Below are 26,877 nucleotides of genomic sequence, written 5' to 3' on the forward strand. Positions count from 1 at the left end.
CTGACACCGTCGGGCCGCCGGCGCTGCTCAGGCGAAGGGCGCCGAGGCCTCGTCCAGGGCGGCGACGTCCTGCGCGGAGAGCTCGAGACTCGTGCCTGCGAGGAGGGCGGGCAGCTGCTCGGGCGTGCTCGCCGAGGCGATCGGGGCGGTCGTGCCCTTGGCCAGCAGCCAGGCGATCGCGACGGACGCCGGCTCCGCGTCGTGCGTCGCGGCGACCTCGGTGAGCACGTCCACCACGGCCAGGGCGTCCTCGGTGAGCTGGTCCTGGACCATGCCCTTGCGGGCGCGGCCCTCGAGGTCCTCCTTCGTGCGGTACTTGCCGGTCAGCAGGCCGGAGGCGAGCGAGAAGTAGGGCATGACGGCCGCGTCGAACTCGCGCGCGATCGGGGCGTAGTCCTTCTCGTACGCGGCGCGGGCCAGCAGGTTGTAGTGCGGCTGGATAGCGACCGGCACGGTGAGGCCCTCGCGGGTCGCGACCTCGAACCACTCCCGCATCCGCTCCGGCGAGTAGTTCGACAGGCCCAGGTGGCGCACCCTGCCGGAGCGGACCAGGCCGTCGCCGATCCGCACCTGCTCCTCGATCGAGACCGCCTCGTCGTCGTAGTGGGCGTAGTACAGGTCGATGCGGTCGGTGCGCAGCCGCTCGAGCGACTCGTCCAGCGCCGCCTCGACGTTCGCGGCCGACAGGCCCGTGCGCGACGGCTTCGCGCCGACCTTGGTGGCCAGCACGATCTCCTTGCGATTCCCGCGCGCCTCGAACCATTCGCCGAGCACCGTCTCGGAGTCGCCGCCCTCGCTGCCCTCGGCCCAGGCGGCGTAGACGTCGGCGGTGTCGATGAAGCTGCCGCCGGCGGCGACGAAGGCGTCCAGCACGGCGAAGGACGTCTCGCGGTCCGAGGTCCAGCCGAAGGTGTTCCCGCCGAGGTTCAGCGGGAGCACCTCCAGGTCGGTGCGGGGCAGGCGGGTCAGGGATGCGGTCGGAGCAGAGGTCATGGAGCACTCCTCGTGGCGGGGTGGGGCCGGGTCCGTCCGCGCCCATCGGCTCTCAGGCTGCGGGCGCGGCGGTGGCCGGCCGGTGCGCCCACCACGCTAGCGAGTCTCCCTGACCGGCGACAGAGCCCGTCCGACGGGCGAGGCGCGAGAGGAGCTCGACGCGGTTCTCCTCGCTCCGCCCTGCCCCGGGGAGGTCGACTACCGTGGCCGTGCCCGCCCCGCCGGGCCTCGACCAGCCCCGGAAGGAGCACGGCACGTGCCGAACGCCCAGGACCCCAGCAGCCCGGACCCAGACCGCCGCGCATCCCGTCGCCCGGCCCCGAGGGCCGTCGCGCTGGTGCTGCTCGGGATCATCCTGCTCCTCTCGATCGGAGCGTACGCGCTGGTCACCGCCTGGCTCGGCTGAGCCCTCCGCGCCGTCGTCGGCAAGGGTCTGCGACCCCGCCGCTCCGTCGTGTCCGTCCTCTAGGCTCGAGGCATGAGCACGGGACGGGGGACGCCCTCCGACTACGACTGGGAGGACGGCGCCGACGCGCCGGACGCCTCCGACCCGTCCGCGCGCACCCCCGCCGCGCTGCCCGCGCTTCCCCGTCGGCGCGCACGCGCCGTCCCGTCGCGCGACCTCACGGCCGACGTCTCCGCCTGGTCCGGGACGGGGGCCGAGCCCGACGCGACCGGTGCGGCCTCCGAGGAGCCCTCCGGCATCCCCGACGGCCTCTTCGACGCTCCCGCCGAGGGCCCCTCCGGCGCGCCGTCCTTCACCGACGACGCCCCGGAGGAGACACCCGACGAGGAGCGCCGCGACGGCCGCCTGCCCGCCTGGGCCATCCTCGCCATGGTCGCCGTGCAGGGCGCGGCCGCCGTCGCGATCGTCGCCCTCGTGCTGGGCGCCGGGCAGAACCTGCTCGGCGGCGGGGCGGCGGACCCGTCGGCCGCGCCGCCCTCCGCGCCCGCCACCCGCTCCGCCCCGCCCGCGCAGACCGAGCAGCCGCGCGAGCCCGGCACCGTCCTCGACTCGCAGGGGCGCGAGGTCACCGACGGCACCGGCGGCTACGACCGGCCCGCGACCGTCGGCGAGCACTCCGTCGCCTGGAGCGTCTGGACCGGCGGGACGCTCAGCGTCACCCCGCTGGCGGTCGACCTCGACGCGACCCTGCCCGGCGCGAGCGGCGAGGGCGCCATCCAGGAGGGCTATCGCCTGGTCCTGGTCGAGTACGAGGTGCGCTACGACGGGACCGGGCATCTCGCGCCCGCCGAGGAGCTGTGGCTGACCGGTGAGTCCTCGCGCACCTACTTCCCGGACGTCGGCGAAGGCCTCGTCCCTGACCCGATGAAGCGCATCACCCCGCTCGCCGACGGGGCCAGTGCCCGCTTCCACAGCGCCTTCGTGGTGCCCGAGGCGGAGATGGAGAGCTTCCGGCTCGGGGTCGAGACGTTCAGCGGAGAGGTCCTCTACTTCGCGACCGCCTGAGCGCGCCGTCGGCGGGTGGTCGCCGGCCGCCCGGGCGCCGGCGCGTCGGCCGCGAGCCGGGGACTCGCAGACCGGAGGGGCGTGGGACGGATGGGCGGGACGGAAGTCGCGGGCCGCGTGCGCTAGCGTCAGGGTGCCCCGCGCAGGGGCAGCGCACCGCACCGGGGGAGGGGCGGCGACGGCCGCGGAGCGACGCGCCGCAGGAGGAGTCGACATGCAGCCCACGCCGCCCACCCAGCCCCTGCCCGAACACCGCCCCCGCACCTCCTTCGAGCCGACCGAGGACAGCGGCCGCGTCGACGTGCGGATCACCGCCGTGGACTGGGACGCGACCGACGAGATCCTCTCCCAGCAGGCCTTCGTGGTTCCCGAGGACCTCCAGGGCGGCGGGCACTTCGTGCTTACCCAGCGCGCTGGCGATGTCCAGGAGGGCATCTGGCTCCGCGCGAGCTGAGGCGGTCGGACGGAGCGGCCCCGGTGGACACCCGGCCCCGACCTGGGGCATGATCTACCTGAAACCCGCAGTATCAGACAACTGTGCGGCACTCGACGACGAGAACGCGAAAGGCCCCTGATGAGCAGCTACACCGAGCACGTCACCCGAGTCGTCACGGAGGATCGCGAGCATCCCGGACTCGGCACCGTGGCTGTTCTGACCTTCGCCCCGCCAGAGGGCGAGGAGCGCCGCCCCGCGACCCTCGGCCCCCGCTCCATCGACGCCGTCACCGGCGCGATCGCCGCCGCGCTCGACCGCGCCGAGGCCGGGGAGATCCGTGCGATCGCCCTGACCGGCACCGGCCGCACCTTCCTCGCCGGCGCCGACCTGTCGATGTTCGCCGACCCCACTGCCGCCGAGAACGTCCGCGCGATGACCCGCGCCGCCCACGACCTGCAGGTCCGCGTGCGCACCAGCCCCGTCCCGATCCTGGCCCACCTCAACGGCGTCGCCCTCGGCGGTGGCCTCGAGGTCGCGCTCATGGCCGACGTGCGCACCGCCGCCCCCGGCGTGCGCGGCATCGGCCTGCCCGAGACCAGCCTCGGCATCCTCCCCGGCTGGGGCGGTACGACGCTGCTTCAGTCCGTCGTCGGCGCGGAGACCGCTGTGCGGATGATCCTCGAGGACCCCGCCCGCGACCGCCAGCTCACCGCCGAGAAGGCCCAGGAGGCCGGGCTCGTCGACGAGATCGCCGCCGACCTCGACGAGGCCCTCGAGCAGTTCGCCGCCCTGGTCGCCGCCCACGTCGACGTCGACGAGACCGACACCGACGTGGTCGACCCCGCCGTCGTCGGCGAGACTGCCCCGGCCGAAGCGGCCGGCGCCTGGGGCGGCCGCGCCCCGGCCCTGCCCGCCGCCGACTCGCCCGAGGCCGAGGAGCTGCTGGACGCGCTCGACGCCCCGCACAGCCCCGCCGAGACCCGCCGCGCCTGGGCGCAGCGGCTCGAGGCGCAGGGCGCCCCCGCCGTCGGCCGCGCCCTGATCCTGCTGCAGCAGCTGCCCGGCTCCACGCTCGAGGACGCCCTGGCCCGCGAGGGCGACGCGCTCGCCGAGCTCGTCCGCAGCGATGCCGCCTCCGCGTCCCTCTACTCCGCCGAGCTGCTGCGCCGCGGCAAGCCCGGCCGCACCCCGGTCGAGGGCGCGCGGGAGATCACGCGCGTCGGCGTCGCCGGCGCCGGGCTGATGGCCTCCCAGATCGCGGCGCAGCTCGCGCTCGGCCTGGAGGTCCCCGTCGTGATGCGCGACCTCGACGAGTCCATCGCCGAGAAGGGCCTGGCCGCCGCCCGCGACGTGATCGCCCAGACCGCCGCCCGCGGACATCTCGACGAGCCGACCGCGACCGCGATCGCCGAGAACCTCTCCGCCACCACCGACCTGCAGGAGCTCGCCGGCTGCGACCTCGTGATCGAGGCGGTGCCGGAGGTGCTCGCGATCAAGAAGTCCGTCTTCGCCGAGCTCGAGGGCGTCCTCGCCGAGGACGCGCTGCTGGTCACCAACACCTCCTCGCTCTCCGTGTCGAAGATGGCCGAGGACCTCGCCCGCCCCGAGCGGGTCGTCGGCCTGCACTTCTTCAATCCCGTCGCGAAGATGCCGCTGGTCGAGGTGATCCACACCGAGAAGACCGACGCGCAGACTCTCGCCACCGGTCTCGAGGTGGTGCGCCGCCTGCGGAAGTTCGCGGTGCGCAGCGCCGACGCGCCCGGCTTCATCGTCAACCGCCTGCTCTTCCGCGTGCTCGGCGGCGTGCTCGCCTCCCTCGACGCCGGCGCGGACCCGACGGAGGTCGACGCCTCCCTCGACGCGCTCGGCATGCCGATGCGACCCTTCGAGCTGCTGGACCTGGTGGGGCTCGGCGTCGCCGACCACGTGGGCCAGGTGCTGCGCGAGGAGCTCGGCGACCGCTTCCACGCCTCGCCCGGACTCGGCGTCATGGCGCAGGGCGGCGTCCACTTCACCGAGCGCAGCCGCACCTCCGTGCACCCGCCGGTCTCCCCGACGGTCGCGCAGGTCTTCGGCGAGCGCGAGCGCCCCGCCGGCATCGAGCCGCTGGTCGGCGAGGCGCTGCTGGAGAAGGTGCGGGCGGGCCTGGCCGAGGAGATCCAGCTGATGATCGAGGAGGGCGTGGTCGAGCAGCCCGAGCAGGTGGACCTCGCGCTGATCCTCGGCGCGGGCTTCCCCCGCCACCGCGGCGGGATCACCCCCTATCTCGACGCCTCCGGCACCTCCGAGCGCACCACCGGCAGCGCCTTCCACGGGGAGCGCTTCACCGCGGGGCGCTGAGCCCGGTCCCGACGGGGGCGGCCGACGCACGGTGACGACGTGCGCGGTCGCCCCGTCCCGTCATGGGGTGCGGCCGCCCGGCCCGTCGACGGGTGCGGCCGGCGAGGACGACGCAGCGTGACCGTCGACGGGAGCGCGGAACGGCTGCGCCCGGCATCGTGACCCGACTGCGACATGACGGATGCTGAACGGAGCCTGGACGCGCTCTACGATGACGCGCACGGGCCCGCGCGGGTTCGTGCAGAGCACGTCCCGCCAGCAGAGAGGGGTCGGCGCCAGAGTCGGCGCCGGAACGGACCATGTCGCAGCCACCGCAGAACCCGTGGGGTCAGCCCCCGTCCGATGACCAGTACGGGCAGCAGTCCGCGAACGCCGGCTACGGGCAGGGACCACAGCCCTATGGCCAGCAGCAGGGCTACGGCGAGGAGGGGTACGGGCAGCAGGCGTACGGCCAGGGCTCGCCGAGCGGTGCTTACGGGCAGCCCTCGCCGAACTCCGGCTACGGTCAGGACCCGCAGGGCTGGGCCCAGGCGCCGGCCTCCGCGCCTGCCTTCGGGGCCGACGGCCAGCAGCCTCACGCCCAGCACGCCGAACCGCCGAAGAAGTCCTCGAAGACGCCGCTGCTCATCTGCGCGGGCTGTGCGGTGCTCGCCCTGATCGTGCTCCTCGTCGGCGGCGGCATCTTCCTGTTCACCCGCGACGGCGGGGAGCCCACGGACGACCGGACCACCTCGGAGCAGGCCACCACCGAGGACGGCGAGGAGCCGACCGAGGAGGACGCCACGACCGAGGAGGCCACCTCGGAGGAGGCGACCGAGGCCGCCGCCGACGGCAAGGGCACCGAGGACGCCCCCTACGCGATCGGCGAGAAGTTCACGCTCGACGATGGCAGCGGCGGCACGCTCGAGGTCGTCATCGGAGAGGTGGACTGGGATGCGACCGATGCGGTCATGGAAGCCAGTTCGGCCAACGAGCAGCCCGGCGAGGGCGAGACCTACATCCTCGTCCCCGTGTCGATGACGTACCACGGTGACGGCTCTGCGGAGCCGGGCTACTTCGCCCTCACGGCCGACTACGTGGGCGAGAGCGGCGACACCTTCAGCGACGAGGGCACCCTGACACCGCAGAGCTGGCTCGACACCGGAACGCTCCATGATGGCGACACCGGCGAGTGGCAGTACGGGATCATCATCCCCGAGGACCAGGCGAGGACAGGCAGCTTCACCGTCTCGACGCTGATGAACTTCAGCGCCGACCCCGTCTGGGTCAAGGCCTCCTGAGGCCCGCCCGCGACCACGACGGCCCGCCCGCCCCCGGAGCTCTCCGGGCGGCAGGCGGGCCGTCGGCCGTACGGCTCCGGACCGTCGGCCGCGCATGCCCGGACGATGGGCCGGGAGCGCCGTCAGCACGGGCCGGCGTCGGAGCGCGGCCGGGTCGGCGGCGTCGACCCACCGGGCCGTCGACCGCTCAGCGGCGGGGCGCCGCCCAGCTCTCGAGCCGCTCCATCGCCTGCTCGATCGTCGCGCGCGACTTGCAGAAGGCGAGCCGCAGATGGGACGAGGCGTCGCCCGCCTCGCCGTCGCGGTAGAAGGCCGACAGCGGGATCGCGACCACCCCGGCCTCCTCGGGGAGGCGCGCGGCCAGGGCGCGGGCGTCGCGCTCGCCGAGCGGGCCCGCGTCGGCGACGGTGAAGTATCCGGCCTCCGGCACGCTCACCCGGAAGCCGATCCGGCGCAGCCCGTCGGTGAGCAGGTCGCGTCGTGCGCGCAGGTCGGCGGCGAGGTCGTGGAAGACCGTCGGATCCATCCGCAGCCCGGCGGCGACCGCGGGCTGGAAGGGGGCGCCCGAGGCGTAGGTCAGCCACTGCTTGACCCCGGTGATCGCGGTGATCAGCTCGGGCCGCGCCGTGATCCAGCCGATCTTCCACCCGGTCACGGCGAAGGTCTTGCTTGCCGAGGAGATCGAGATCGTGCGGTCCTGCGCCCCGGGCAGCGTCGCCGGCGGCAGATGGGCGGGGCCGAAGGTGAGGTGCTCGTAGACCTCGTCGGTGACGATCAGCGCATCGTGCCGCTCCGCCTCCTCGACGATCGTCTGCAGCGCCTCCACCCACAGCATCAGTCCGGTGGGGTTGTGCGGCGTGTTCACGAGCACCAGGCGGGTGCGCTCGGAGAACGCCGCGCGCAGCGCGTCCCGGTCCACGTCCAGCACCAGGTCCCCGTCGTCGGCCGCCGAGCCGGTGTCTGTGGCGGAGCCCGGCCGGGAGGTGATCGGGACGGTGCGGTGCACGCCGCCCGCGAGCGCGATCAGCGCCGCGTACTGGTCGTAGAAGGGCTCGAGGGTGATCACCTCGTCGCCCGGCTCGACCAGCGCCAGGATCGTCGCGGCCAGCGCCTCCGTCGCCCCGGTCGTGACCAGCACCTCCGTGGCGGGGTCCCAGCGCAGTCCGTACCAGCTCGCCTGGTGCTCGGCCACGGCCTCGCGCAGCTCCGCCTCGCCCGCACCCGGCGGGTACTGGTTGCGGCCGCGACGGATCGCGTCGATCGCCGCCTCGGCGACCAGCGCGGGCGGGTCGTCGTCGGGATAGCCCTGCCCGAGGTTCAGCGCGTCGTGCGCGGCGGCCTTCGCCGACATCTGCGCGAACACGGTGGGACGGGCCTGCCCGCCCACGAGCAGGCCGGCAGCGGCGGCGGCACGGGTCCAGGGACCGGAGGAGTTCATGGGTCCGAGTCTCTCAAAGCTGCGGAGCGGTGCGGCAGCGATCGCCGGGGTGACGAGCGGCCCGATGCTCATCGGCGGGGGAAGACCAGCCGCCCGTAGGTGACGTAGCGGAAGGAGGTCGAGACGATCTGGCCGATGAAGGTGCCGGAGATGTTGTCCGCGAGCGGGGAGTCCAGCCCCAGCACGTACCGCGAGAAAGCGAGGCAGGCGAGCTGCAGTCCCGTCGCGATCACGTTGACCAGGATGAACAGCATGATCGAGCGGGTCGTGTCCGGGCGGGGCCGGTCCCCGAAGGTCCAGAGCCGGTTGCCCAGATAGGTCAGGCACGAGGCGACCGCGATCGTGAGCACCTTCGCCGTGAGCGGGCTGCCGTGCATGATGCCCTCGCCCCAGCCCTGCGCGGGATGCCAGAACACCAGCAGGTTGTACATCGCGGCGTCCAGCAGGAACACCAGACCGCCGACGACCAGGAACTTCAGCGTCGAGCGGAGGTGATCGTCGACCAGCGCGCCGGCGCGGCCACGGAGGGTGCGGCGGGTCCCGGCCGGCCTCGCGGGGGAGTGCTCGGCCGTCCCGTCCTCGGACAGGGAGGTGTCGCGGAGCGTGGTGGACGGAGCGCTGCGCCCCGTCGTCTCGTCCGGCGACAGCACGCCCGGCACTGTACCGGACCCGGTACCATCGTGGACCTGCCGCAGCGACGGGTCGGCGGCGCCTCACGGGGCGCCCGGCCCTGGGAGCGCGCGGCACCGACCGCTGCGACGGGAGGCGCCTCCGAGAGGTGCGCCGGCCCTGGGAGCGCGCGGTCACGTCGCCCCGACGGCGCCCGTCCCCGGACGGCACCCGTCACGAGGCGGAGCCCGTCGGCCCCCGCGCCGCGGACCGCTCCGGCGACGCCGACGCACACACCACGAGAAAGGCCCCCATGACTCACGTCGCCCTGACCATCGCCGGCTCCGAGGCCTCCGGAGGTGCCGGTGCCCAGGCGGACATCAAGACCTTCCACCAGCTGGGCACCTTCGGCGCTGCGGCGCTGACCTGCATCGTCTCCTTCGACCCGAAGAACGACTGGAGCCACCGCTTCGTGCCGCTGGAGCCGCAGCTGATCCTCGACCAGATCGAGGCGAGCACCGCGGTGCACGACATCGACACCACGAAGATCGGCATGCTCGGCACTCCCGCCACGATCGAGACCGTCGCCGGCGCGCTCGCCGAGCGCTCCTTCAGGAACGTCGTCCTCGACCCGGTGCTGATCTGCAAGGGCAACGAGGGCGGCTTCGCCCAGGACACCGACGACGCGCTGAAGGCGAAGATCCTGCCGCTGGCCACCTTCGTCACCCCCAACCACTTCGAGACCCTGGCGCTCTCCGGCATGGAGAGCATCGAAACGGTCGAGGAGCTGGCCGAGGCCGCGAAGCGCATCCACGATGCCTTCGACGTGATCGTGCTGGCCAAGGGCGGGGTCATGCTCGAGGGCGAGGAGGCGGTGGACGTGTTCTACGACGGCGAGCAGACCGTCGAGCTGCGCAGCCCAAAGATCGGCCAGGAGCGCGTCAACGGCGCCGGCTGCACCCTCGCCGCCGCCGTCACCGCCGAGCTCGCCAAGGGCGCCACCCCGCTCGAGGCGGCCCGGACCGCGAAGGCCGTGGTCACCAGCTCCATCGAGAACCGCCAGAAGGGCCACACCCCCTTCGACTCCGTCTACCAGGGCAAGTACCAGGGCTGACGGGTCCCGGGGCCGGGCAGGCGAATCGCCGCGCCGGGCCGCGTCGGGCCGCGGCGGGCAGAGCAGTTCGGGTCGGGTGACCGACAGGGCGCTCGGCCGCGGCTGCGGCGTGGTGATACGCGGCCGCAGCGCGGGGAGACGGGCCCGGAGCGGGCGGAGGAGCCGTGGGAGAGGTCCAGCAGACGGTCCCGGAACGGTCACGAATGCATCCCGACATCCGATCAGCGCTCCCCTCATGTGGACAGATGTCGCCGGGGGAAGCATTCTCGGAGCATGAACGAGCGCACCACGCCGCCCGACGCCGACGTCGCGGGTCAGGACCCGACCCGCCCCGAGGGGGCTCCCCGCACCGGCGAGCCCCTGATCTCCGTGCGCGGCGTCGACAAGCTCTTCGGCGACTTCCAGGCGCTGAAGGGCATCGACCTCGACATCCACCGCGGCGAGGTCGTCGCCCTGATCGGCGCCTCCGGCTCCGGCAAGTCGACCCTGTGCCGCTGCCTGAACCGGCTGGAGACCATCAGCGCCGGTGAGATCACCATCGACGGGGAGCGGCTGCCCGAGGAGGGCCGGGAGCTCACCCGCCTGCGCGCCGACGTCGGCATGGTGTTCCAGAGCTTCAACCTCTTCCCGCACCTCAAGGCGATCGACAACGTGACCCTCGGCCCGCGAAAGGTGCGCGGCGTGCCCAAGGCCGAAGCGGACCAGCAGGCGATGGAGCTGCTGGAGCGCGTGGGCCTCGCCGACAAGGCGAACTCCCTGCCCACGGCGCTGTCCGGAGGTCAGCAGCAGCGCGTGGCGATCGCCCGCGCACTGGCGATGAAGCCGAAGGCGCTGCTCTTCGACGAGCCGACCTCGGCCCTGGACCCTGAGGTGATCAACGAGGTCCTGGACGTCATGGCGGAGCTCGCGGAGGCAGGGATGACGATGCTCGTGGTCACCCACGAGATGGGCTTCGCCCGCCACGTCTGCGACCGCGTGGTCTACATGGACGCCGGCGAGATCGTCGAGGAGGGCGAGCCCGAGCAGTTCTTCACCGCTCCCCGCAGCGACCGCGCCAAGGCCTTCCTGTCCAAGATCCTCGCGCACTGACCCCGACCTCCGCACCCCCCTCCCGCACACCCCGACCCCCGCTCCGTCCGGAGCGCACGCAGAAACCGGAGAGACCCATGAACCCCACGAGCTTCCGCCCTCGCCGCCGGGCCGTCGTCGCCGCGGCGGCCGCCCTGCCCCTGGTGGGCCTGGCCGCCTGCGCCTCCGACACCGGTGACGGTCCCGACCTCGGCGGCGGCGCGGACGGCGGCTCCGACGGCGGCGGCGAGGGCTCGGCCTTCGCCGACGTGATCGCCTCCGGCCCCGTCGCCGCCGACGACGCGATCGCCGGCAGCGCCTGGGCCGCCGCGATCAAGGAGAAGGACCAGCTGATCCGCGGCGGCACCGTCGCCAACCAGGTCTTCTCCCTCGCCTCGACCACCGGCGGGCAGCCCACCGGCTTCGACGCGGGCATCACCCAGCTGCTGGCGAAGTACATCCTCGGCGAGGGCGGCGAGGAGAAGGTCGAGTACATCGACACCACCGTCGAGACCCGCGAGACGCTGGTGCAGAACGGGACCGTGGACTGCGTGATCGCGACCTACTCGATCACCCCCGAGCGCCTCGAGGTCATCGACTTCGCCGGCCCCTACTACCTCTCCGGCACCGCGGTCCAGGTCCGCACGGAGGACGCGGAGTCTATCTCCGGGCCCGAGGACCTCACCGGCAAGAAGGTGGTCACCCAGGCGAACTCGACCGGCATCCAGGCCGCGGAGGAGTTCATCCCGGACTACGACGCCTCCCTCGTCCAGACCCTCCCGGACAACGAGTCCTGCGTCGCCGCGCTCAAGCAGGGCCGGGCCGACGCCTACGTGCTCGACCAGGGCGTGCTGCTCGGCAACTCCGCCGCGGACCCCGAGGTCACCGTCGTGGGCGAGCCTTTCGTCGACGACCCCTACGGCGTAGGCCTCGCGAAGGATGCCGAGGGCGCGGTCGACTTCGTGAACACGTTCCTGCAGGAGATCATCGACTCCGGCGCCTGGGAACAGCTGTGGACCGCCACGATCGGCGAGGTCATGGACACCGAGGCCCCCGAGCCGCCCACCCCCGGCGACCTCCCCTCCTGATCGGCTGAGCCGCCCGGCCGACGGGCGGGCCGCCGGCCCGGCGGCCGATGAGCCGCCCGCAGGCAGGCCGCCGGCCCGTCGGCCGTCCCTGATCCCCAGTCCCCGATCGCACCGAGAGGCCCCAGATGGACGCCATCCGCGAGAACATCCCGCTGCTGCTGCAGGGCATCGGGACGACCGTCGCCCTGACGGTGCTCGGCTACGTGTTCGCGCTCGTCGTCGGCACCGTGATGGCGGTGGCGAGGGTCAGCCCGATCCCGCCGCTGCGCTGGGCGGCGACCGTGTACGTCGAGATCTTCCGCAACATCCCGCTGCTGAGCCTGCTGATCCTCATCTCCTTCGGCCTGCCGGACGTGGGGCTGCGCCTGCCCTACTTCTGGTGCGGCGTGCTGGGACTGACGCTCTCGTCGGCCGCGTTCGTGTGCGAGAACGTGCGCTCGGGCATCAACACCGTGCCCGTCGGCCATGCCGAGGCGGCCCGATCGATCGGGCTCGGGTTCTTCGGCACGCTGCGCTACGTGGTGCTGCCGCAGGCGTTCCGGTCCATGGTGCAGCCGCTGGTCAACGTATTCATCGGCACCGTGATCGGCTCGGCGCTGTGCTCGGCGATCGCGGTGCAGGAGGTCACCTGGGTGACGCAGACGCTGAACATCCGCTACGCCCAGGCGGTGCTGATGTTCCTCATCGCCGGCGCCGTCTATCTCGTCCTCTCCCTCGGCGGTGCGGCGATCGGCGGGGCGATCGAGCGGGCCGTGTCCCCGGGCGGTCGCGACCGCTCGCGCGCGAGCAAGGCGCTCGACGTGACGGCAGGAGCCCAGGCATGATCGCGCGTCGACGAACTGCGAGGAACGAGCGGGAGGAGATGCGCTCGATGGGTTCCGCGCGTCGACGAACTGCGAGGAACGAGCGGGAGGAGATGCGCTCGATGGGTTCCGCGCGTCGACGAACTGCGAGGAACGAGCGGGAGGAGATGCGCTGATGAGCACGAGCGCCACCCAGGTCCTCTTCGACGCGCCCGGTCCGAAGGGTCGTCGGCGCATCCTGCTGCTGTCGGTCCTCAGCGTGGTCGCGATCCTCGCGCTGCTCGCCGGGGCGCTGTGGCAGTTCCAGTCCAACGGCCAGCTCGATCCGGGCAAGTGGATCGTCTACCTGCGGGTGGACTACCTCGCCTTCCTCGGCCAGGGCCTGTGGGGAACCCTCAAGGTCACGGCGCTCGCCGCCGTGGTCGCCTTCCCGCTCGGCCTGCTGCTGGCCCTGGCGCGCCTGTCCCGCTTCCGGGTGCTGAGCACGCTCGCAGCGGTGTGGATCGAGTTCTACCGCGGCATTCCGATGCTGCTGGTGGTCTACGCGTTCCTGCTGGCCCTGCCCGCCTTCGGCGTGACCTTCCCGCGGTTCTGGATGCTGGTGATCCCGATGATCCTCGTCTCCTCCGCCACCACGGCCGAGGTGTTCCGCGCCGGGATCAACGCCGTGGACCGCGGACAGCACGAGGCGGCCGCCGCGATCGGGCTCTCGCGCCGCGATGCGATGACCTCCGTGATCCTGCCGCAGGCGGTGCGCCTGGTGCTGCCGAGCCTCATCCTCGCCCTGGTCACGCTGCTGAAGGACTCCACGCTCGGCTACGTGGTCAGCTACAACGAGCTGCAGTTCCAGGGCAAGACGCTCGTGTCGATCACCCGCTATCTCGTGCAGACCTACCTGGTGGTCTCGGTGATCTACATCGTCATCAACTTCCTGCTCACCCGGATCGCTCTCGCGCTGGACGCGCGGATGAAGGCCCGCGCGGCCGCGGGCTGAGCGCAGAAGGAGTAGCCCCATGTGCCGTCTGCTCGGCGTCGTCTCCCGCGGCGCGCTCCCGCTGCCCGAGGCGGTGCCCGACGAGCTGCCGCTGTTCACGGCCCTCTCCGAGCGGCACAAGGACGGCTGGGGCGTGGCCTCCTACCCCGCGGGCTCGGGGGCCGACGGGGGCGACGACCCCGCCCCGATGCTCCCGCTGCTGCGCCGCGGCACCGACACCGCCCTCGCCTCGAACGACTACGGGGACGCGGTCGCGGAGGCGCGCGGCGAGGTGATCGTGGTGCACCTGCGTCGGGCGAGCGTGGGCCTCGCGCTGACCCCCGAGAACACCCACCCCTTCGTCGAGGGGGAGATGACCTTCAGCCACAACGGCCAGTTCGACCTCTCCGACGAGCTGCGCGAGCGGATCCTCGCCCGCGGCGGCCGCACCCCGCTCGGCACCACCGACTCCGAGCTGTTCCTCGCGCTGATCACCGCCTGGGCGGGCGAGCTCCCGCCGCGGGAGGGGCAGACGGACTGGGCGCCCGCGATCCAGCACGCGGCCGCCGAGCTCACCGCGCTGACCACGGAGCTCTTCGGCCGCCCGCCCGAGTCGCTGAACTGCCTGCTCACCACGCCCGGCACGCTCGTCGCCTTCGCCCAGCACGACCCGCCCCAGGCCCCGGCCGATCAGCCGGCGGAGGTGTACGACCTGCGCTGGCGCGCCGACCACGACCGGGTGCTCGTCTCCTCGACCGGCTACCCGCAGGCGGGCTTCGCGACCCTCACACAGGGGGCGGCGCTGACCGTGCACCGCGGCAGCCTCCGCGTCGAGGAGAATCCGCCGCTGGGTCGGTGGACGCGGCGGACCGAACGGCCTGGCGCGACCCCGCGCGTCAGGCCACTCGATAGGGTTGGTCCCTCCGGCAGTGACAGCTCGTCGGCCCGACCGCCCTGGGAGGCCCCGTGATCGGTTTCGAGAACGTCCGCAAGGAGTATCCGGGCGGCACGCTCGCAGTCGAGGACTTCACCCTCGAGATCGCCTCCCACGAGGCGGTCGCGCTCGTGGGCACCTCCGGCTCCGGCAAGACCACCCTCATGCGCATGATCAACCGGATGGTCGACCCCACCTCTGGACGCGTCACGATCGACGGCGAGGACGTCGCGGGGATGGATCCCGTGGCGCTGCGCCGCTCCATCGGCTACGTCATGCAGGCCTCGGGCCTGCTGCCCCATCGCACCGTGCTGGACAACATCACCACCGTCCCCGTGCTGCGCGGCACCGCGAAGGGCGCCGCGCGCGAACGGGCCCGCGAGCTCATGGACACCGTGGGCCTCGACCCGGAGCTCGCCTCCCGCTATCCGGCCCAGCTCTCCGGCGGCCAGCAGCAGCGCGTCGGCGTCGCCCGCGGCCTCGCCGCCGACCCGAACATCCTGCTCATGGACGAGCCCTTCGGCGCCGTCGACCCGATCGTGCGCGAGGAGCTGCAGAGCGAGCTGCAGCGCCTCCAGCGCGAGCTGCGCAAGACGATCGTCTTCGTCACCCACGACATCGACGAGGCCTTCCGCATCGGCGACCGCGTCGTGATCCTCCGCCCCGGCGGCCGGATCGCCCAGGTCGGCACCCCGCAGGAGATCCTCGCCGACCCGGCCGACGACTTTGTGGCCAGCTTCGTCGGCGCCGACCGCGGCACCCGCACCCTGCACGTCGAGCATGTCGACGGCCGCGACGTCGTCGTCGACGCGGACGGACGCGCTGCCGGGGTGCTCGCCGGCGCTCCCGCAGCCGACGGGGGACGCGAGGGCGAGCGCGGGCAGGAGCGGCCCCGGTGAGCTGGGTCCTCGACAATCTCGACGTGATCGCGGGATACACCGGCGCGCACCTGGTCCAGGCGCTGCCGCCGATCCTGCTCGCCTTCGCGCTCTCCCTGCCGCTGGCGAAGCTCGCGAACTCCCGCGGCTGGCTGCGCACCGGCGTGACCACCACCTCCGGGCTGATGTACGCGATCCCGTCCCTGCCGCTGTTCGTGCTGCTGCCGGGCTTGATCGGCACCGGCGTGCGCAGTCCGCTGAACATCGTCGTCGCCCTGACCCTCTACGGCCTCGCGCTCATGGTCCCCACCGCCTCCGACGGCTTCCGCTCCGTCTCCCGCGACGTGCTCGGCTCCGCGACGGCCCAGGGCTTCGCCCCGGCCGCCCGCTTCTGGCGGGTCGAGCTGCCGCTGGCCGGGCCGGTGCTGCTGGGCGGGGTGCGGGTCGTCGCGGTCAGCACGATCTCGCTGGTCACCGTCGGCGGTGTGCTCGGCGTGCCGAGCCTGGGGATGCTGTTCGTGGACGGGGTGCGGCGCGGGATCGTCGCCGAGATCGCCGCCGGCGTCGTCGCGACCGCCGCCCTCGCGCTGCTCATCGATGCGCTGCTGGTGCTGCTGGGCCGCCTGCTGATGCCCTGGCACCGCGGGCGGAAGGAGGGCAGGCCGTGAACGAGAACCCCTTCGCCGGAGCCCTCGAGTGGCTCTCCGACCCGGCGCGCTGGACCGGGCCGTCCGGGATCCCCGTCCGTGCCGCCGAGCATCTCGGCTACACAGCACTCGGCGTGCTGGTCGCGGCGCTGATCGCCGTGCCCGTCGGGCTGTACGTCGGCCACACCGGCCGGTTCAAGGGCCTCGCCGTCGGCGCCGCGGGCGTGGCCCGCGCCCTGCCCACCCTGGGGCTGGTGACCCTGTTCGCGCTGCTGGTGGGGATCGGGCTCACCGCGCCGCTGCTCTCCTTCGTGATCCTGGCGATCCCGTCGCTGCTGGCCGGGGCCTACTCCGCCGTCGAGTCCGCAGATCCAGCGACAGTCGACGCCGCCCGCGCCCAGGGCATGACCGAATGGCAGATCCTCACCCGGGTCGAGCTCCCGCTGGGGATGCCGCTGCTGGTGGGCGGGGTGCGCGGCGCGACCGTGCAGGTCGTCGCCACTGCCATGCTCGCCGCCTATGTGGGCAGCGGCGGCCTGGGCCGGTACATCTTCCAGGGCCTCGGCTCGCAGGACTACCCGCAGATGATCGCCGGGTCCCTGCTGGTCATCGTGCTCGCCCTCGTGCTCGACCTGGCCCTGCTGCTGCTCCAGCGCGCCACCGCACCGCGCGGGACGGCCGCCGCATGAGTCCCGACTGTTCCCTCCCCGCCGCACGCTCCGTCCGACCTCACCTCCCAGGAGAACCCTCATGAGCATCCACAGCACCCGTCGTCACCTGCTGGGCGCCCTCGGCGCGGGCGGGCTCGCCCTCGGCGCCGCGGCCTGCGGCAGCTCCGACCCCTTCGAGGAGGACGGCGGCTCCGGCGCCGCCGGCTCCGACGGCGGCGGCGAGGCCCCCGCGGGCACGCTCGCCATCGGCTCCCAGGCCTACTACTCCAACGAGATCATCGCCGAGCTGTTCGCGCAGGTGCTCGAGAAGGCGGGATTCACCGTCGACCGCCAGTACCAGATCGGCCAGCGCGAGGTGTACATGCCCGAGCTCGAGGCCGGGTCGCTGGACCTGCTGCCTGAGTACCTCGGGAACCTCCTGCAGCACTACCAGCCCGACGCGGGCTCCGCGAGCCCCGAGGAGATCAGCTCCTCCCTCGAGGAGGCCCTGCCGGAGGGGCTGCGCGTGCTGTCCTTCGCCGAGGCCTCCGACCAGGACTCGTACACCACCACCTCCGACTTCGCCTCCACGCACTCCCTCAGCGCGATCGGCGACCTCGCAGGCGTCGAGGAGGACCTGAAGATCGCCGCGAACAGCGAGTTCGAGACGCGGCCCTACGGTCCCGAGGGCGCGAAGGCGGTGTACGACGTGGACATCGCGGTGGTGCCCGTGGAGGACTCCGGCGGCCCGCTGACCGTCCAGGCCCTCCTGGACGGGGACGTCCAGCTCGCCGACATCTACAGCGCCGATCCCTCCATCGCCGAGAACGACCTGGTGGTGCTCGAGGACCCCGAGTCGATGATCCTGCCGCAGAACGTGGTCCCCGTCGTCTCCGAGAAGATCGACGAGCAGGCGGCCGAGGCGATCGAGGGCGTGATCGCCGAGCTCAGCGCCGACGACCTCGTCGAGCTGAACCGGCAGAGCGTCGTGGACCAGGCCTCCAGCGCCGACATCGCCACCGGCTGGCTGACGGAGAAGGGCCTGCTCTGATGCGCATCGTCCTCACCGGCGCGAGCGGGAAGGTGGGCGGCGAGGTCGCCCGCCTGCTCCACGGGGCCCCCGGGGTCACGCTGCGCCTGGTCGGCCGGAGCCTCGAACGCCTCCCCGCGCTCGAGGGCGTCGAGCAGGCGCAGGCCGGGTTCGGCGACGCGGACGCCTGCGCCGCCGCCTTCGACGGGGCCGACGCGCTGCTGCTGGTCTCCGCCGGCGAGGCCGCCGACCGGCTCGACCAGCACCGCACCGCGATCGACGCCGCGGCCCGGGCCGGGGTGCGGCACGTGGTCTACACGTCCTTCCTCGGCGCGTCCGACGACGCCGGCTTCACCCTCGCCCGCGACCACGGCGCGACCGAGGAGATGCTGCGCGGCTCGGGGATGGCCTGGACGTTCCTGCGCGACAGCTTCTACGCCGACGTGCTGCTCGACTTCGCCGGGGACGACCGGGTGATCCGCGGCCCGGGCGGCACAGGACGCTGCGCCTTTGTCGCGCGACGCGACGTGGCCGAGGTCGCCGCCCGGATCCTGCGCGACCCCGCCCCCTACGCCGGTCGGGCGCTGGACCTGACCGGCCCGGTCGCGGTCAGCCTCGCCGAGGCGGCGCTGCTGATGACGCGCGCGACGGGGGAGGAGTACGAGTACGTCGACGAGTCGACCGCCGAGGCCCGTGCTTCCCGTGCCCCCTACGGCGCACCGGACTGGCAGGTCGAGGCGTGGATCAGCACCTACACCGCGATCCGCGACGGCGAGCTCGATCTCGTCTCCGGGCACGTCCAGGAGGTCCTGGGGCGGGCACCGCTCGGCCTCGAGGAGGCGGTCGCCGACCCGCTGTGAGCGGGGGAGGGGCTCCTCAGCCCGGGCTCACCGCGCCGAGCCGGCGCGAGATCGCGTCGGCCGCGGCACGGGTCCGGGCGGCGAGCTCCGGGAGCTGCTCGGCCCCGGCGCGGTAGAACGGCGCCGCGAGGAGCACGGCGCCGGCGACCTCCCCGCGGTGGTCGCGCACCGGCGCGGCGAGGGAGACCTCGTCCTCGGAGGTCTCGCGGTCGTTGAGCGCGTACCCCTGCTCCCGCACCCGGGCGAGCCGCTCCATGTAGTCGCCGGTCTCCCAGCCCTCCTCGAGCCGGATCGTGCCGGCAACGACCAGGGCCTCCGCTTCGGCGGGCTCGAGGGCTGCCAGGAGCACCTGCACGGTCGAGCTCAGCGCCGTGCGGTAGTGGCTGCCGAGCACCGAGGTGTGCTTGATCTGATGTCGGCTCGGGACCTGCTCCACCGTCACCGACGCCGCGCCGTTCCAGACCGCGAGCGCGGAGGTCTCCCCGGTGCGCTCGGCGAGCTCCTGCAGGTCCTCGAGCGCGACCCGGCGCACGTCGAGCTCCGCCAGCAGCGGCCCGGCCACGGCGATCAGGCCCAGGCCCAGCCGGTAGCGGCGGGAGGCCTCGTCGCGCTCGACCACCCGCTCCTGCTCGAGGGTCGACAGGATCCGCGAGACGCTCGACTTGTGCAGGCCGACCTGCTCCGCGATCTCGGTGACGCCCTGCTGCGGATGCTCCACGGTGAAGCAGCGGATGATCCGCAGGACGTTGACGATGACGGAGGCGCCGCGGCCGCTCTCGGAGCGCTCCTGCTCGTTGGTGCTGGTCATCCTCGAATCCTATCGGCGCTGTCGTCCCCAGGGGCCTCGCCGCGGGAGACCGTGTCGGTGGAGGGCTCGTCGCGGGAGGCCGAAGCGGCGTCGCGTGCGGCGAGGGCCTTGCGGTACGAGCCGAAGGCGGTCATGTCGAAGTGCCCCGTCGGCCCCCATGCCACGAGCACCTGCAGCGGCTCGTCGCCCTCGCAGGCCAGGTCGTGCTCGATGCCGGCAGGGGCGCGCAGCGCATCCCCGGGACCCAGCAGATGCGTCTCGCCGTCCTGGCGGATGCGGGCCCGGCCGGAGAGGACCAGGTAGATCTCCTCGAGCGCCGGCTCGTCATGGGCGTGCATGCCCTCGTAGGCGCCTGGGGCGAGGGTCCAGGTCTGCAGCGCGACGGGCAGCTGCGAGCTGCGGGCGAAGTGATGGCGGATGCGCAGGTCGCCGGACCCCTTGTGCAGGGTGTGCGCGAATTCGTGCTCGCCGGCCCGCTCGACGGGCCCGTCGGGCTGGTCGGGGGCTGCGGGCCGGTGCTGCGGTGTCTCCGGGCTGCTCATGCGGGGCTCCTGGGGTCGGGGATCGGGCCGGCAGGCGGTGAAGATGGTCGTGAGACGGCTCAGGGCGTACCAGTACGCCTATGTAGGCGTAGTGGCACGCCCAGCGCCCGTGATCGACCATGACCGATCATGCCGCTCGGGTCGGGTCGGGTCGGGTCGGGTCGGGTCGGGTCGGGTCGGGTCGGCGCCGCACGTGCCGGGCGGACGCGGCGGGGACGAGGACGCCGGCCGGCATCGTCCGCGGGTGCGGTGATGTCGGCCGGCGTCCCCCGTGCCTGATCAGGCCGGGATGATGTTGTGCTCCGGGCCGAAGGGGAACTTCGTGATGTTCTCGGCGCCGTCCTCGCCGACCACGAGGATGTCGTGCTCGCGGTAGCCGCCCGCGCCGGGCTGGCCCTCGGGCACGGTGATCATCGGCTCCATCGAGACGACCATGCCCGGCTCGAGCACCGTGTCGATGTCCTCGCGCAGCTCCAGGCCGGCCTCGCGTCCGTAGTAGTGCGAGAGGACGCCGAAGGAGTGGCCGTAGCCGAAGGTGCGGTTCGGCAGCAGGCCGTAGCCGATGTAGATCTTGTTCAGCTCATGGGCGATGTCCTTGCACACGGCGCCGGGCTTGATCAGCTCGATGCCGGCGCGGTGCACCTCGACGTTGATGTTCCACAGACGCAGCGACTCCTCGTCGGGCTCGCCGAAGAACAGCGTGCGCTCGAGGGCGGTGTAGTAGCCGGTGGGCATCGGGAAGGCGTTCAGCGACAGGATGTCGTGCTCCTGCACCTTCCGCGTGGTGGCCCAGTTGTGGGCGCCGTCGGTGTTGATGCCGGACTGGAACCACACCCAGGTGTCGCGCACCTCGCGGTGCGGGAAGGTCTTCGCGATCTCGCGGGTCATGGCCTCGGTGCCGGCCAGCGCCACCTCGAACTCCTGCACACCGGCGTGGACGGCGTTCTTGATCGCCTCGCCGCCGATGTCGCCGATCCGCGCGCTCTCCTTGATCACCGCGATCTCCTCGGCGGACTTGATCATGCGCTGGCGCATCGCGTCCTGGGAGACGTCGACCAGCTCGGCGCCGGGGAAGGCGTCCTGGAGGCGGCGGAGGATCTGCAGCGTGACGGTGTCGTCCTCGATGCCCAGGCGCTTCGGGTCGGTGATCCCGCGCTGGGCCAGGGCCTGCTGGAGCGCGTAGTAGAAGTTGTCGCGGTTCCAGTCGGTGTAGACGATGTTCTCGCCGTAGCTGGTGCGCCAGGGCATGCCCGCGTCGATGTTCGCGGTGATGGTGCAGGTGTCGTCGGCGGTGACGACCATGCCGTAGGAGCGTCCGAAGTACGTGAACAGGAAGTCCGAGGAGTACTTGATTCCCTGGTAGCTGGTGAGGATCACGGCGTCGAGGTTCTTCTCGGCCATGATCCTGCGCAGCCCGCTGAGGCGGCGCTCGAACTCGGCGTCGGAGAAGGTCAGCTGCTGCTTCTCGCCGTTGTGGAGGACCTTGAGGCGCTCGAGGTCGTTGACGGAGGTTGCGGTGGTCGCGGTCATGATTGTCTCCTTCGGCGGGGCACGGCACGGTACGTGGCCTTGGTGGTTGCCTTGAATGCAACCCTGTTGCGTCAGTGTTGCGCGTGAGGGGTGTCACGTCAAGCGGTTCGGGGAGGAAGTTGCTGACCCGTGATGGTGGGGCGGGCGGAGGCGGGATCGGCGATGCAGGCGGGGCCGACGGGGCCGCCGGTCGGACGACGAGCCCTGCCCCTCGCCCGAGGCGGACGCGGAGCGAGGCTCGTCGAGGTCAGAGCCCGAGCTCGGTGTGCAGCTCCGCGGCGAGGTCCGCGACGGTCTGCGTGAACAGCAGCTCGCCCTTCTCGGCGCTCGCGCCGTCGGGCGCCGAGAGGCAGCCGGTCTCCGGCGTCCGCTCGGGCACGACCGGCAGGCGGTCGAAGCGGTACGGCGCGGCGGGCGGATGGCTCACCGCGCGGTCCATGTGCACCAGCTCCGGCCGCAGGTGCAGCAACAGCGCGGTCTCCAGCACCCCGCCGTGCTCCACGTCCCAGCCGGGGAACCCGCCCGGGTAGACGACCTCGAGAGTCGGCGCAGAGACGTAGTCCCAGTAGGACAGCAGCATCACCGACTGCTCCGCGCCCGGGGCCAGGCCCAGGTCGCGCAGCGCCAGGTCCGCGCCCTCGTAGAGGAACTGCGTGTTCTCGTAGTGGCCGTTGAGCACCACCACGTGCCGCACGCCCTGGGCGAGCAGGCCCCGGATCAGCTGGCGCGCCTGGGCGATGAGCGTATCGGCGTCGAGGCTGAGCGTGCCGGGCAGGTGGTTCCCGCCGCCCGAGCGCTGCTGGGACTTGTATCCGAGCGTGAACGGCTCGAGCACCTTCGCCCCGGTCTGCTCGGCGACGGCGGTCGCGACCGCGGTGGAGAGGATCGCGTCGGTCCCCAGCGGCAGGTGCGGGCCGTGCTGCTCGAAGGCCCCGGTGGGCAGGATCGCGACGGCGCTCCCGCCGCCCACCCACTCCTCGTACTCCCGGGCGGTCATCGTCGCCAGGCGCACGGTGCGGGCGGGCCCGTCGGCCGACGAGGCGTCGGGCGTGGGTGGCTCTGTCATCGGTAGTCATCCCTTCGGTCGTCGTGCCGGCGTAACGTCTGCGGGGGCACGAAGGTGCCCTCGCCGACGCCGCGCTTGGGGTCGGGGATCCCGTCCTCGTCGACGAACTCGTCCTCGGGGCGGGGCTCGGGGTCGTTGATCTCGCGCTCGGTCCGCACGACTGCGGCGTTGCGGCTGCGCAGTCGCCGGATCAGGTTCGCGATCATCAGGATGATCACGAAGGAGAACGGGAAGGCGCCGATGATCGTGCCGGTCTGGACGGTGTCCACCACGGCCGCGCCGCCGAGGGACAGCAGCACCGCCGCGACGGTCGCGATCGAGATCACGAGCACCACGCGGAAGGCGGGGCCGGACTTCTTGGGGGCCGAGACGAACTCCGCCAGCGCGTAGGTGCCGGAGTCGAGGCTGGTCACGTAGTAGGTCGCGACCAGAACGGTCGCCATGATGATGAGCAGGATGCCGATGCCCGGCACCATCTCCAGCATCCGGAACAGCGCCACCGAGAGGTCCTCGTTCACTGCCTCGGAGATCACCAGGCCGTTCTGGTCGTCGTAGCGGATGCCGGCCGAGGCGATGACCGCGGTCCACACCATGACGATCAGAGAGGGCACGATGGTCACGCCGAGCACGAACTCGCGGAGCGTGCGGCCGCGGGAGATCCGGGCGATGAAGCCGGCGACGAAGGGCGAGAACGCGATCACCCAGCACCAGATGAACACGGTCCACGGGCCGTTCCAGAGCTCGTCCCAGGGGGCTCCGCTGCCGGCGGCCTCGGCCTCGGTCCAGAAGCTCATGGCCGGGAAGGAGGCGAAGAAGCCGCCGAAGGTCTGGAACATGTTCGAGAGGATGAAGATCGTCGGCCCGAAGACGAACACGCCGACCACCAGCACGATGCTGAGCACGGAGTTCAGCTCGCTGATCCGCTTCATGCCCTTGTTCACGCCCATGAAGGCGGAGATGGCGGTGAGCGTGCCGAGCACGACGATCACGATCATCCAGACCAGGGGGCCGGAGGTGACCCCGGTGAAGGCGTTCAGGCCCGAGGAGAACTGCATCGCCGCGAAGCCGAAGGAGGTCGCCAGCCCCAGCACGGTCGCGATGATCGCGAGCAGCTCGATGACCACGCCGGCGGGGCGGCGCACGGCCGCGGGGAGGATGTCGACGGTCGCCTCGCGGAAGGTGAGGGTCTTGCCGAGGTTGTGGTGCGAGTAGGCCAGGCAGATCGCGACCACGCAGTACATCGCCCAGGCGGTGGGTCCCCAGTGGAAGTAGGTCCAGATGATGCCGGACTGGCCGGCGTTGCCCATGTCCGAGGCCACCGGGGCGCCGTCGCGCAGCATCATCGGCTCGGCGAGGGACCAGAAGATCAGGCCCACGCCCTGCCCGCAGGCGAAGAGCATCGAGTACCAGGCGAAGTTGCCGTGGGCCGGCCGGGCCTTCGGGCCGCCCAGGCGGATGCGGCCCAGCGGGCTGATGCACAGCCACACGCAGACCGCCACGGCGATCAGCGAGTAGAGCACGAACCACCAGGTGAATCCGCCGGTGACGAAGGAGCGCAGGTTCGAGATGAGGTTCGCGGAGGCGTCGGGTGCGAGGATCACCGCGATGACGACGCCGACGATCAGCAGCGGCGGCAGCACCATGATGATCGTGCGGTCCAGCGCCGGGATCTGGAATCCGCGGAAGCGGGGGAGGTCGACCGTGCGCTCGTCGGCGCGGGAGGCGCCCTCGGGCGTCTCCGCCGCACCGTCGCGGTTCTCGGGCTCAGGGGGCGAGGACGGGTCCTCGGCGCCGGGATGGTTCGTCTCTGTGGTCGTCATGGGACACCCCTCGGGATGGTCGGTGCGGCCGGGCCTACGGCGATCGTTCTCGATCGCTCGACGGTCCGCGGGACTGATTCCCCTGCACTGTTGCGTTTACCGCAACGTGGTTGCTCAAGCATTCACGTGGCGGCGGTCACAGTCAAGGGGGTTCTGGGGCGCGGCGCGCCGCGCGACACCTGTGAGGCGCCCACGCGACGTGTCGGGCGCTCAGGGGGCGGCGAGCTGCTCCTGCTCCTCGCGGGCGGCCTGCTCCCGGGCGGCCTTCGGATCGTACGAGTCGCCCTGGAGGATCAACGCGACCAGCCCGAGCAGCGAGAGCCCCATGATCAGGAAGGCCGGCGAGTACGAGTTGTCCGTGACCGAGATCAGCCAGGTCGCGATGAACGGCGCGGTGCCGCCGAAGATCGCATTGCCGAAGTTGAAGGGGATCGCGAAGCCGGAGAGGCGCACCTGCGGCGGCACCGCCTCGACGAAGTAGACGGCGAAGGTCGAGTCGTTGAGGCTGAACAGCGCCACCAGCGAGATCTGGATCAGCAGCACGCCGAGGAAGCCGGACTGCCCCAGCAGCACGAAGGCCGGATAGCTCAGCAGGATGAACCCGATCGCGTTGATCAGCAGCAGTCGACGCCTGCCGAAGGTGTCCGAGAGCCAGGCGCCCACGAAGATCAGCGGCAGGTAGAGCACCAGCGCGAGCGAGAGGATCAGGCTGGACTGGAAGGCCGTCAGCCCCAGCTCCACCTCGATGTAGGTGGCCATGTAGGTGAGCACCAGGTAGTAGCCGCTCGCGTTCACGGCCATGATGAAGAGCATCCGCAGCATCGAGGGCCAGTGGCCCTTGATCAGCTCGAGCAGCGGCGCGGTCGCGACCGCCTCCTCCTGCTCCATCTGCTCGCGCACCGGCGAGTCGGAGACCTTGCGGCGGATCCAGCGCACCACGATCGTGAGCACCGCCGCGGCGAGGAACGGGATCCTCCAGCCCCACTCCTGCACGGCCTCCTCGGGCAGCAGGCCGTTCAGCAGCGAGGCCATCACCGACGCGCCGAGGAAGCCGGCCGACGTCGCGATCGGGACGGTCGAGACCCAGCGGGCGCGCTTGTGCGCCGGTGCGTGCTCGGCCAGCAGCACCGCCGCGCCCGAGTACTCGCCCGCGGCGCAGAAGCTCTGCAGCATCCGGGCCGCGAGCAGCAGGATCGGGGCGGCGAGCCCGATCGTGGCGTAGCCGGGCAGCACGCCGATGGCGAAGGTCGCCAGCCCCATGCCCACGATCGTGAGGGTGAGCGTGCGCTTCGGACCGATCTTGTCTCCGAAGTGGCCCCAGAACAGCCCGCCGATGGGGCGGACCAGGAACGACAGCGCGAAGACGCCGAAGGTCTGCATCAGCGCGATGCCCGGGTCGGTGCTCGGGAAGAACACCTGGGCGATGGTGGTGGCGAGATAGGCGTAGCTGGCGTACTCGAACCACTCGATGAACGTGCCCAGGCCGACGGTGCTGAGCGTCAGCCGGACCTGGCCGCGCGCGAGCCGTGTCGCCGCGGCCGCGGTCGCGTGGGAGGGGGTGCTGGACATCGGGGCTCCTGTCTGCCTCCCGCCGCCGGGAGGGGCCGTCGGCTCGCACGGGGCGACGCGGGAGGAGGTGCGCGCCGGCGAACTCGTAAGTTGCGTTCAGTACAACCGAGTTGCCAGAATGTCCTGTGGGATGGGTCACGTCAAGGGGATCGGCGGCCCGTGACCGTCTCGTTGCACGCCCGGCCGGATGCTGGCTTCAGAGCACCGTGCGGATGGAGGACTCGAACTCCGCGACGTGCTGCGTGACGAGCTCGGCGGCGCGGTCGTCGTTCCCCGCGAGTATCGCGTCGAGCATCTCCCGCAGCTCGGTGACGTGCGAGGTCAGGCCCGGTAGGCGGTGCATCGCCACGCACCAGATGCGGGTGGAGAGATTGTCCAGGCGCAGCAGGGTCTCGGCGAGATAGACGTTCCCGCAGGCGTGGTAGATCGCACGGTGCACGCTGACGTCGACCTGCAGGGCGTGGCGCGGGTCCGCGGTCTCGGGGTCGGCCTCGAGCGCGTCGAGGGAGCGCAGCGACTCCTCGAGGGCGGCGCGGGCCGAGGGATCCTGGTTCGCGGACGCGGCGCGGACCGCGACCGGCTCGAGCGCCGCGCGCACCTGGGTGATCGCCGCCAGCGCCGTGATGTCGACCGTGGTGGCGAAGGTGCCGCGGCGGGGATAGGTGACCACGAGGTGGTCGAGCTCGAGGTGCTTGATCGCCTCACGCACCGGGGTGCGGCCCACGCCGAGCCCCTCGGCGATCCGGCCCTCCTGGAGCGGCTCGCCCGGGGCGATCTCGAGCATGATCAGCCGGTCGCGCAGGGCCAGGTACGCCTGCTCGGCGAGCGAGGCGGGGGAGGTGCCGAGGGGCGTGGTCATCTCTGCTCCTGAGCGTCGGGGCGGCCGGTATTGACACCGGATGTGTCCCACCCTACAGTGAGCGAACAGTG

26 protein-coding genes are annotated in these 26,877 nt (G+C 72.3%); 16 read left to right on the forward strand and 10 right to left on the reverse strand.

The genetic code is table 11. From position 1 onward, the window contains the following. Positions 1–27: 27 nt before the first annotated feature. Positions 28–993 carry an aldo/keto reductase gene (locus RBL05_RS11300; RefSeq protein ID WP_259882754.1) on the reverse strand — a complete coding sequence of 322 codons (966 nt, stop codon included), beginning with the start codon at positions 991–993 and terminating at the stop codon, positions 28–30. Between the two features lie 256 nt (positions 994–1,249). On the opposite strand from RBL05_RS11300, the gene RBL05_RS11305 reads away from it, so the two are divergent. The 5 genes from RBL05_RS11305 to RBL05_RS11325 all read left to right on the forward strand — a co-directional run bounded on the left by RBL05_RS11305 (position 1,250) and on the right by RBL05_RS11325 (position 6,520). After that, the gene (locus tag RBL05_RS11305) at positions 1,250–1,399 is read left to right on the forward strand and encodes a hypothetical protein (RefSeq protein ID WP_156488549.1); all 150 of its coding nucleotides are present in this window, start codon (positions 1,250–1,252) and stop codon (positions 1,397–1,399) included. A 72-nt stretch (positions 1,400–1,471) separates the two neighbouring features. Beyond that, positions 1,472–2,464, forward strand: a complete 993-nt coding sequence (locus RBL05_RS11310; RefSeq protein ID WP_308739395.1) for a hypothetical protein — start codon at positions 1,472–1,474, stop codon at positions 2,462–2,464. Positions 2,465–2,678: 214 nt separating this feature from the next. Continuing rightward, complete coding sequence (locus tag RBL05_RS11315; protein WP_308739394.1) at positions 2,679–2,918, forward strand: hypothetical protein; 240 nt, start codon at positions 2,679–2,681, stop codon at positions 2,916–2,918. 120 nt (positions 2,919–3,038) lie between these two features. Further along, positions 3,039–5,240 (forward strand): 3-hydroxyacyl-CoA dehydrogenase NAD-binding domain-containing protein, encoded by a 2,202-nt coding sequence (locus RBL05_RS11320; protein WP_308739393.1) that lies wholly within the window; start codon positions 3,039–3,041, stop codon positions 5,238–5,240. A 299-nt stretch (positions 5,241–5,539) separates the two neighbouring features. Then, positions 5,540–6,520, forward strand: a complete 981-nt coding sequence (locus tag RBL05_RS11325) for a hypothetical protein (protein WP_308739392.1) — start codon at positions 5,540–5,542, stop codon at positions 6,518–6,520. 187 nt (positions 6,521–6,707) lie between these two features. On the opposite strand, the gene RBL05_RS11330 is transcribed toward RBL05_RS11325, so the two are convergent. Together RBL05_RS11330 and RBL05_RS11335 are read right to left on the reverse strand one after the other, a co-directional pair. Beyond that, entirely contained in the window at positions 6,708–7,958 is a 1,251-nt protein-coding gene (locus RBL05_RS11330) for an aminotransferase class I/II-fold pyridoxal phosphate-dependent enzyme (RefSeq protein ID WP_308739391.1), read from the reverse strand. Positions 7,959–8,026: 68 nt separating this feature from the next. After that, positions 8,027–8,608, reverse strand: a complete 582-nt coding sequence (locus tag RBL05_RS11335) for a GtrA family protein (RefSeq protein ID WP_308739390.1) — start codon at positions 8,606–8,608, stop codon at positions 8,027–8,029. Positions 8,609–8,880: 272 nt separating this feature from the next. Here RBL05_RS11335 and RBL05_RS11340 point away from each other — a divergent pair, with 272 nt between their 5' ends. From RBL05_RS11340 to RBL05_RS11390, 11 genes are all read left to right on the forward strand, one after another. Beyond that, positions 8,881–9,681 carry a hydroxymethylpyrimidine/phosphomethylpyrimidine kinase gene (locus RBL05_RS11340; RefSeq protein ID WP_308739389.1) on the forward strand — a complete coding sequence of 267 codons (801 nt, stop codon included), beginning with the start codon at positions 8,881–8,883 and terminating at the stop codon, positions 9,679–9,681. Between the two features lie 273 nt (positions 9,682–9,954). Next, positions 9,955–10,770 carry an amino acid ABC transporter ATP-binding protein gene (locus RBL05_RS11345; protein ID WP_308739388.1) on the forward strand — a complete coding sequence of 272 codons (816 nt, stop codon included), beginning with the start codon at positions 9,955–9,957 and terminating at the stop codon, positions 10,768–10,770. Between the two features lie 77 nt (positions 10,771–10,847). Continuing rightward, entirely contained in the window at positions 10,848–11,837 is a 990-nt protein-coding gene (locus RBL05_RS11350) for a glutamate ABC transporter substrate-binding protein (RefSeq protein WP_308739387.1), read from the forward strand. 125 nt (positions 11,838–11,962) lie between these two features. After that, positions 11,963–12,661 (forward strand): amino acid ABC transporter permease, encoded by a 699-nt coding sequence (locus RBL05_RS11355; protein WP_263311799.1) that lies wholly within the window; start codon positions 11,963–11,965, stop codon positions 12,659–12,661. Positions 12,662–12,815: 154 nt separating this feature from the next. Then, positions 12,816–13,634, forward strand: a complete 819-nt coding sequence (locus RBL05_RS11360; RefSeq protein WP_308739386.1) for an amino acid ABC transporter permease — start codon at positions 12,816–12,818, stop codon at positions 13,632–13,634. Between the two features lie 19 nt (positions 13,635–13,653). Further along, the gene (locus RBL05_RS11365) at positions 13,654–14,583 is read left to right on the forward strand and encodes a class II glutamine amidotransferase (protein WP_308739385.1); all 930 of its coding nucleotides are present in this window, start codon (positions 13,654–13,656) and stop codon (positions 14,581–14,583) included. Next, positions 14,580–15,446, forward strand: a complete 867-nt coding sequence (locus RBL05_RS11370) for an ABC transporter ATP-binding protein (RefSeq protein ID WP_308739384.1) — start codon at positions 14,580–14,582, stop codon at positions 15,444–15,446. The genes RBL05_RS11365 and RBL05_RS11370 overlap by 4 nt, the downstream gene beginning before the upstream one ends. After that, complete coding sequence (locus RBL05_RS11375; protein WP_308739383.1) at positions 15,443–16,093, forward strand: ABC transporter permease; 651 nt, start codon at positions 15,443–15,445, stop codon at positions 16,091–16,093. The genes RBL05_RS11370 and RBL05_RS11375 overlap by 4 nt, the downstream gene beginning before the upstream one ends. Next, a complete protein-coding gene (locus tag RBL05_RS11380) occupies positions 16,090–16,761 on the forward strand; it encodes an ABC transporter permease (RefSeq protein WP_308739382.1) in 672 nt (223 codons plus the stop codon). The genes RBL05_RS11375 and RBL05_RS11380 overlap by 4 nt, the downstream gene beginning before the upstream one ends. Positions 16,762–16,822: 61 nt before the next feature. Then, the gene (locus RBL05_RS11385) at positions 16,823–17,773 is read left to right on the forward strand and encodes an ABC transporter substrate-binding protein (RefSeq protein WP_308739381.1); all 951 of its coding nucleotides are present in this window, start codon (positions 16,823–16,825) and stop codon (positions 17,771–17,773) included. Next, on the forward strand, positions 17,773–18,612 hold the full coding sequence (locus RBL05_RS11390) for an SDR family oxidoreductase (protein ID WP_308739380.1): 840 nt from the start codon (positions 17,773–17,775) through the stop codon (positions 18,610–18,612). Before RBL05_RS11385 ends, RBL05_RS11390 begins: the two co-directional genes overlap by 1 nt. Before the next feature lie 16 nt (positions 18,613–18,628). Here RBL05_RS11390 and RBL05_RS11395 read toward each other — a convergent pair whose 3' ends face one another. The 7 genes from RBL05_RS11395 to RBL05_RS11425 all read right to left on the reverse strand — a co-directional run bounded on the left by RBL05_RS11395 (position 18,629) and on the right by RBL05_RS11425 (position 26,806). Continuing rightward, complete coding sequence (locus RBL05_RS11395) at positions 18,629–19,420, reverse strand: IclR family transcriptional regulator (protein WP_308739379.1); 792 nt, start codon at positions 19,418–19,420, stop codon at positions 18,629–18,631. Next, complete coding sequence (locus tag RBL05_RS11400; RefSeq protein WP_308739378.1) at positions 19,417–19,962, reverse strand: cupin domain-containing protein; 546 nt, start codon at positions 19,960–19,962, stop codon at positions 19,417–19,419. The genes RBL05_RS11395 and RBL05_RS11400 overlap by 4 nt, the downstream gene beginning before the upstream one ends. A 279-nt stretch (positions 19,963–20,241) precedes the next feature. Then, positions 20,242–21,492, reverse strand: a complete 1,251-nt coding sequence (locus tag RBL05_RS11405; protein WP_308739377.1) for an aminopeptidase P family protein — start codon at positions 21,490–21,492, stop codon at positions 20,242–20,244. A 247-nt stretch (positions 21,493–21,739) separates the two neighbouring features. Next, on the reverse strand, positions 21,740–22,558 hold the full coding sequence (locus tag RBL05_RS11410; protein ID WP_308739376.1) for a creatininase: 819 nt from the start codon (positions 22,556–22,558) through the stop codon (positions 21,740–21,742). After that, positions 22,555–24,378, reverse strand: a complete 1,824-nt coding sequence (locus tag RBL05_RS11415; protein WP_308739375.1) for a BCCT family transporter — start codon at positions 24,376–24,378, stop codon at positions 22,555–22,557. Before RBL05_RS11415 ends, RBL05_RS11410 begins: the two co-directional genes overlap by 4 nt. 210 nt (positions 24,379–24,588) lie before the next feature. After that, entirely contained in the window at positions 24,589–25,947 is a 1,359-nt protein-coding gene (locus tag RBL05_RS11420; RefSeq protein ID WP_308739374.1) for an MFS transporter, read from the reverse strand. A gap of 196 nt (positions 25,948–26,143) precedes the next feature. Continuing rightward, complete coding sequence (locus RBL05_RS11425) at positions 26,144–26,806, reverse strand: GntR family transcriptional regulator (protein ID WP_308739373.1); 663 nt, start codon at positions 26,804–26,806, stop codon at positions 26,144–26,146. Positions 26,807–26,877: the final 71 nt, after the last annotated feature.

It is taken from the genome of Brachybacterium sp. GU-2 (assembly GCF_030866705.2).
Lineage (GTDB): Bacteria > Actinomycetota > Actinomycetes > Actinomycetales > Dermabacteraceae > Brachybacterium > Brachybacterium conglomeratum.

What these genes read in the sequence shown, in the direction of transcription:
- RBL05_RS11420 (WP_308739374.1), bottom strand. Translation starts at nt 25,947, where the DNA reads ATGTCCAGCACCCCCTCCCACGCGACCGCGGCCGCGGCGACACGGCTC.
- RBL05_RS11350 (WP_308739387.1), top strand. Translation starts at nt 10,848, where the DNA reads ATGAACCCCACGAGCTTCCGCCCTCGCCGCCGGGCCGTCGTCGCCGCG.
- RBL05_RS11425 (WP_308739373.1), bottom strand. Translation starts at nt 26,806, where the DNA reads ATGACCACGCCCCTCGGCACCTCCCCCGCCTCGCTCGCCGAGCAGGCG.
- RBL05_RS11355 (WP_263311799.1), top strand. Translation starts at nt 11,963, where the DNA reads ATGGACGCCATCCGCGAGAACATCCCGCTGCTGCTGCAGGGCATCGGG.
- RBL05_RS11330 (WP_308739391.1), bottom strand. Translation starts at nt 7,958, where the DNA reads ATGAACTCCTCCGGTCCCTGGACCCGTGCCGCCGCCGCTGCCGGCCTG.
- RBL05_RS11300 (WP_259882754.1), bottom strand. Translation starts at nt 993, where the DNA reads ATGACCTCTGCTCCGACCGCATCCCTGACCCGCCTGCCCCGCACCGAC.
- RBL05_RS11390 (WP_308739380.1), top strand. Translation starts at nt 17,773, where the DNA reads ATGCGCATCGTCCTCACCGGCGCGAGCGGGAAGGTGGGCGGCGAGGTC.
- RBL05_RS11365 (WP_308739385.1), top strand. Translation starts at nt 13,654, where the DNA reads ATGTGCCGTCTGCTCGGCGTCGTCTCCCGCGGCGCGCTCCCGCTGCCC.
- RBL05_RS11405 (WP_308739377.1), bottom strand. Translation starts at nt 21,492, where the DNA reads ATGACCGCGACCACCGCAACCTCCGTCAACGACCTCGAGCGCCTCAAG.
- RBL05_RS11320 (WP_308739393.1), top strand. Translation starts at nt 3,039, where the DNA reads ATGAGCAGCTACACCGAGCACGTCACCCGAGTCGTCACGGAGGATCGC.
- RBL05_RS11325 (WP_308739392.1), top strand. Translation starts at nt 5,540, where the DNA reads ATGTCGCAGCCACCGCAGAACCCGTGGGGTCAGCCCCCGTCCGATGAC.
- RBL05_RS11385 (WP_308739381.1), top strand. Translation starts at nt 16,823, where the DNA reads ATGAGCATCCACAGCACCCGTCGTCACCTGCTGGGCGCCCTCGGCGCG.
- RBL05_RS11315 (WP_308739394.1), top strand. Translation starts at nt 2,679, where the DNA reads ATGCAGCCCACGCCGCCCACCCAGCCCCTGCCCGAACACCGCCCCCGC.
- RBL05_RS11410 (WP_308739376.1), bottom strand. Translation starts at nt 22,558, where the DNA reads ATGACAGAGCCACCCACGCCCGACGCCTCGTCGGCCGACGGGCCCGCC.
- RBL05_RS11360 (WP_308739386.1), top strand. Translation starts at nt 12,816, where the DNA reads ATGAGCACGAGCGCCACCCAGGTCCTCTTCGACGCGCCCGGTCCGAAG.
- RBL05_RS11395 (WP_308739379.1), bottom strand. Translation starts at nt 19,420, where the DNA reads ATGACCAGCACCAACGAGCAGGAGCGCTCCGAGAGCGGCCGCGGCGCC.
- RBL05_RS11415 (WP_308739375.1), bottom strand. Translation starts at nt 24,378, where the DNA reads ATGACGACCACAGAGACGAACCATCCCGGCGCCGAGGACCCGTCCTCG.
- RBL05_RS11400 (WP_308739378.1), bottom strand. Translation starts at nt 19,962, where the DNA reads ATGAGCAGCCCGGAGACACCGCAGCACCGGCCCGCAGCCCCCGACCAG.
- RBL05_RS11340 (WP_308739389.1), top strand. Translation starts at nt 8,881, where the DNA reads ATGACTCACGTCGCCCTGACCATCGCCGGCTCCGAGGCCTCCGGAGGT.
- RBL05_RS11310 (WP_308739395.1), top strand. Translation starts at nt 1,472, where the DNA reads ATGAGCACGGGACGGGGGACGCCCTCCGACTACGACTGGGAGGACGGC.
- RBL05_RS11345 (WP_308739388.1), top strand. Translation starts at nt 9,955, where the DNA reads ATGAACGAGCGCACCACGCCGCCCGACGCCGACGTCGCGGGTCAGGAC.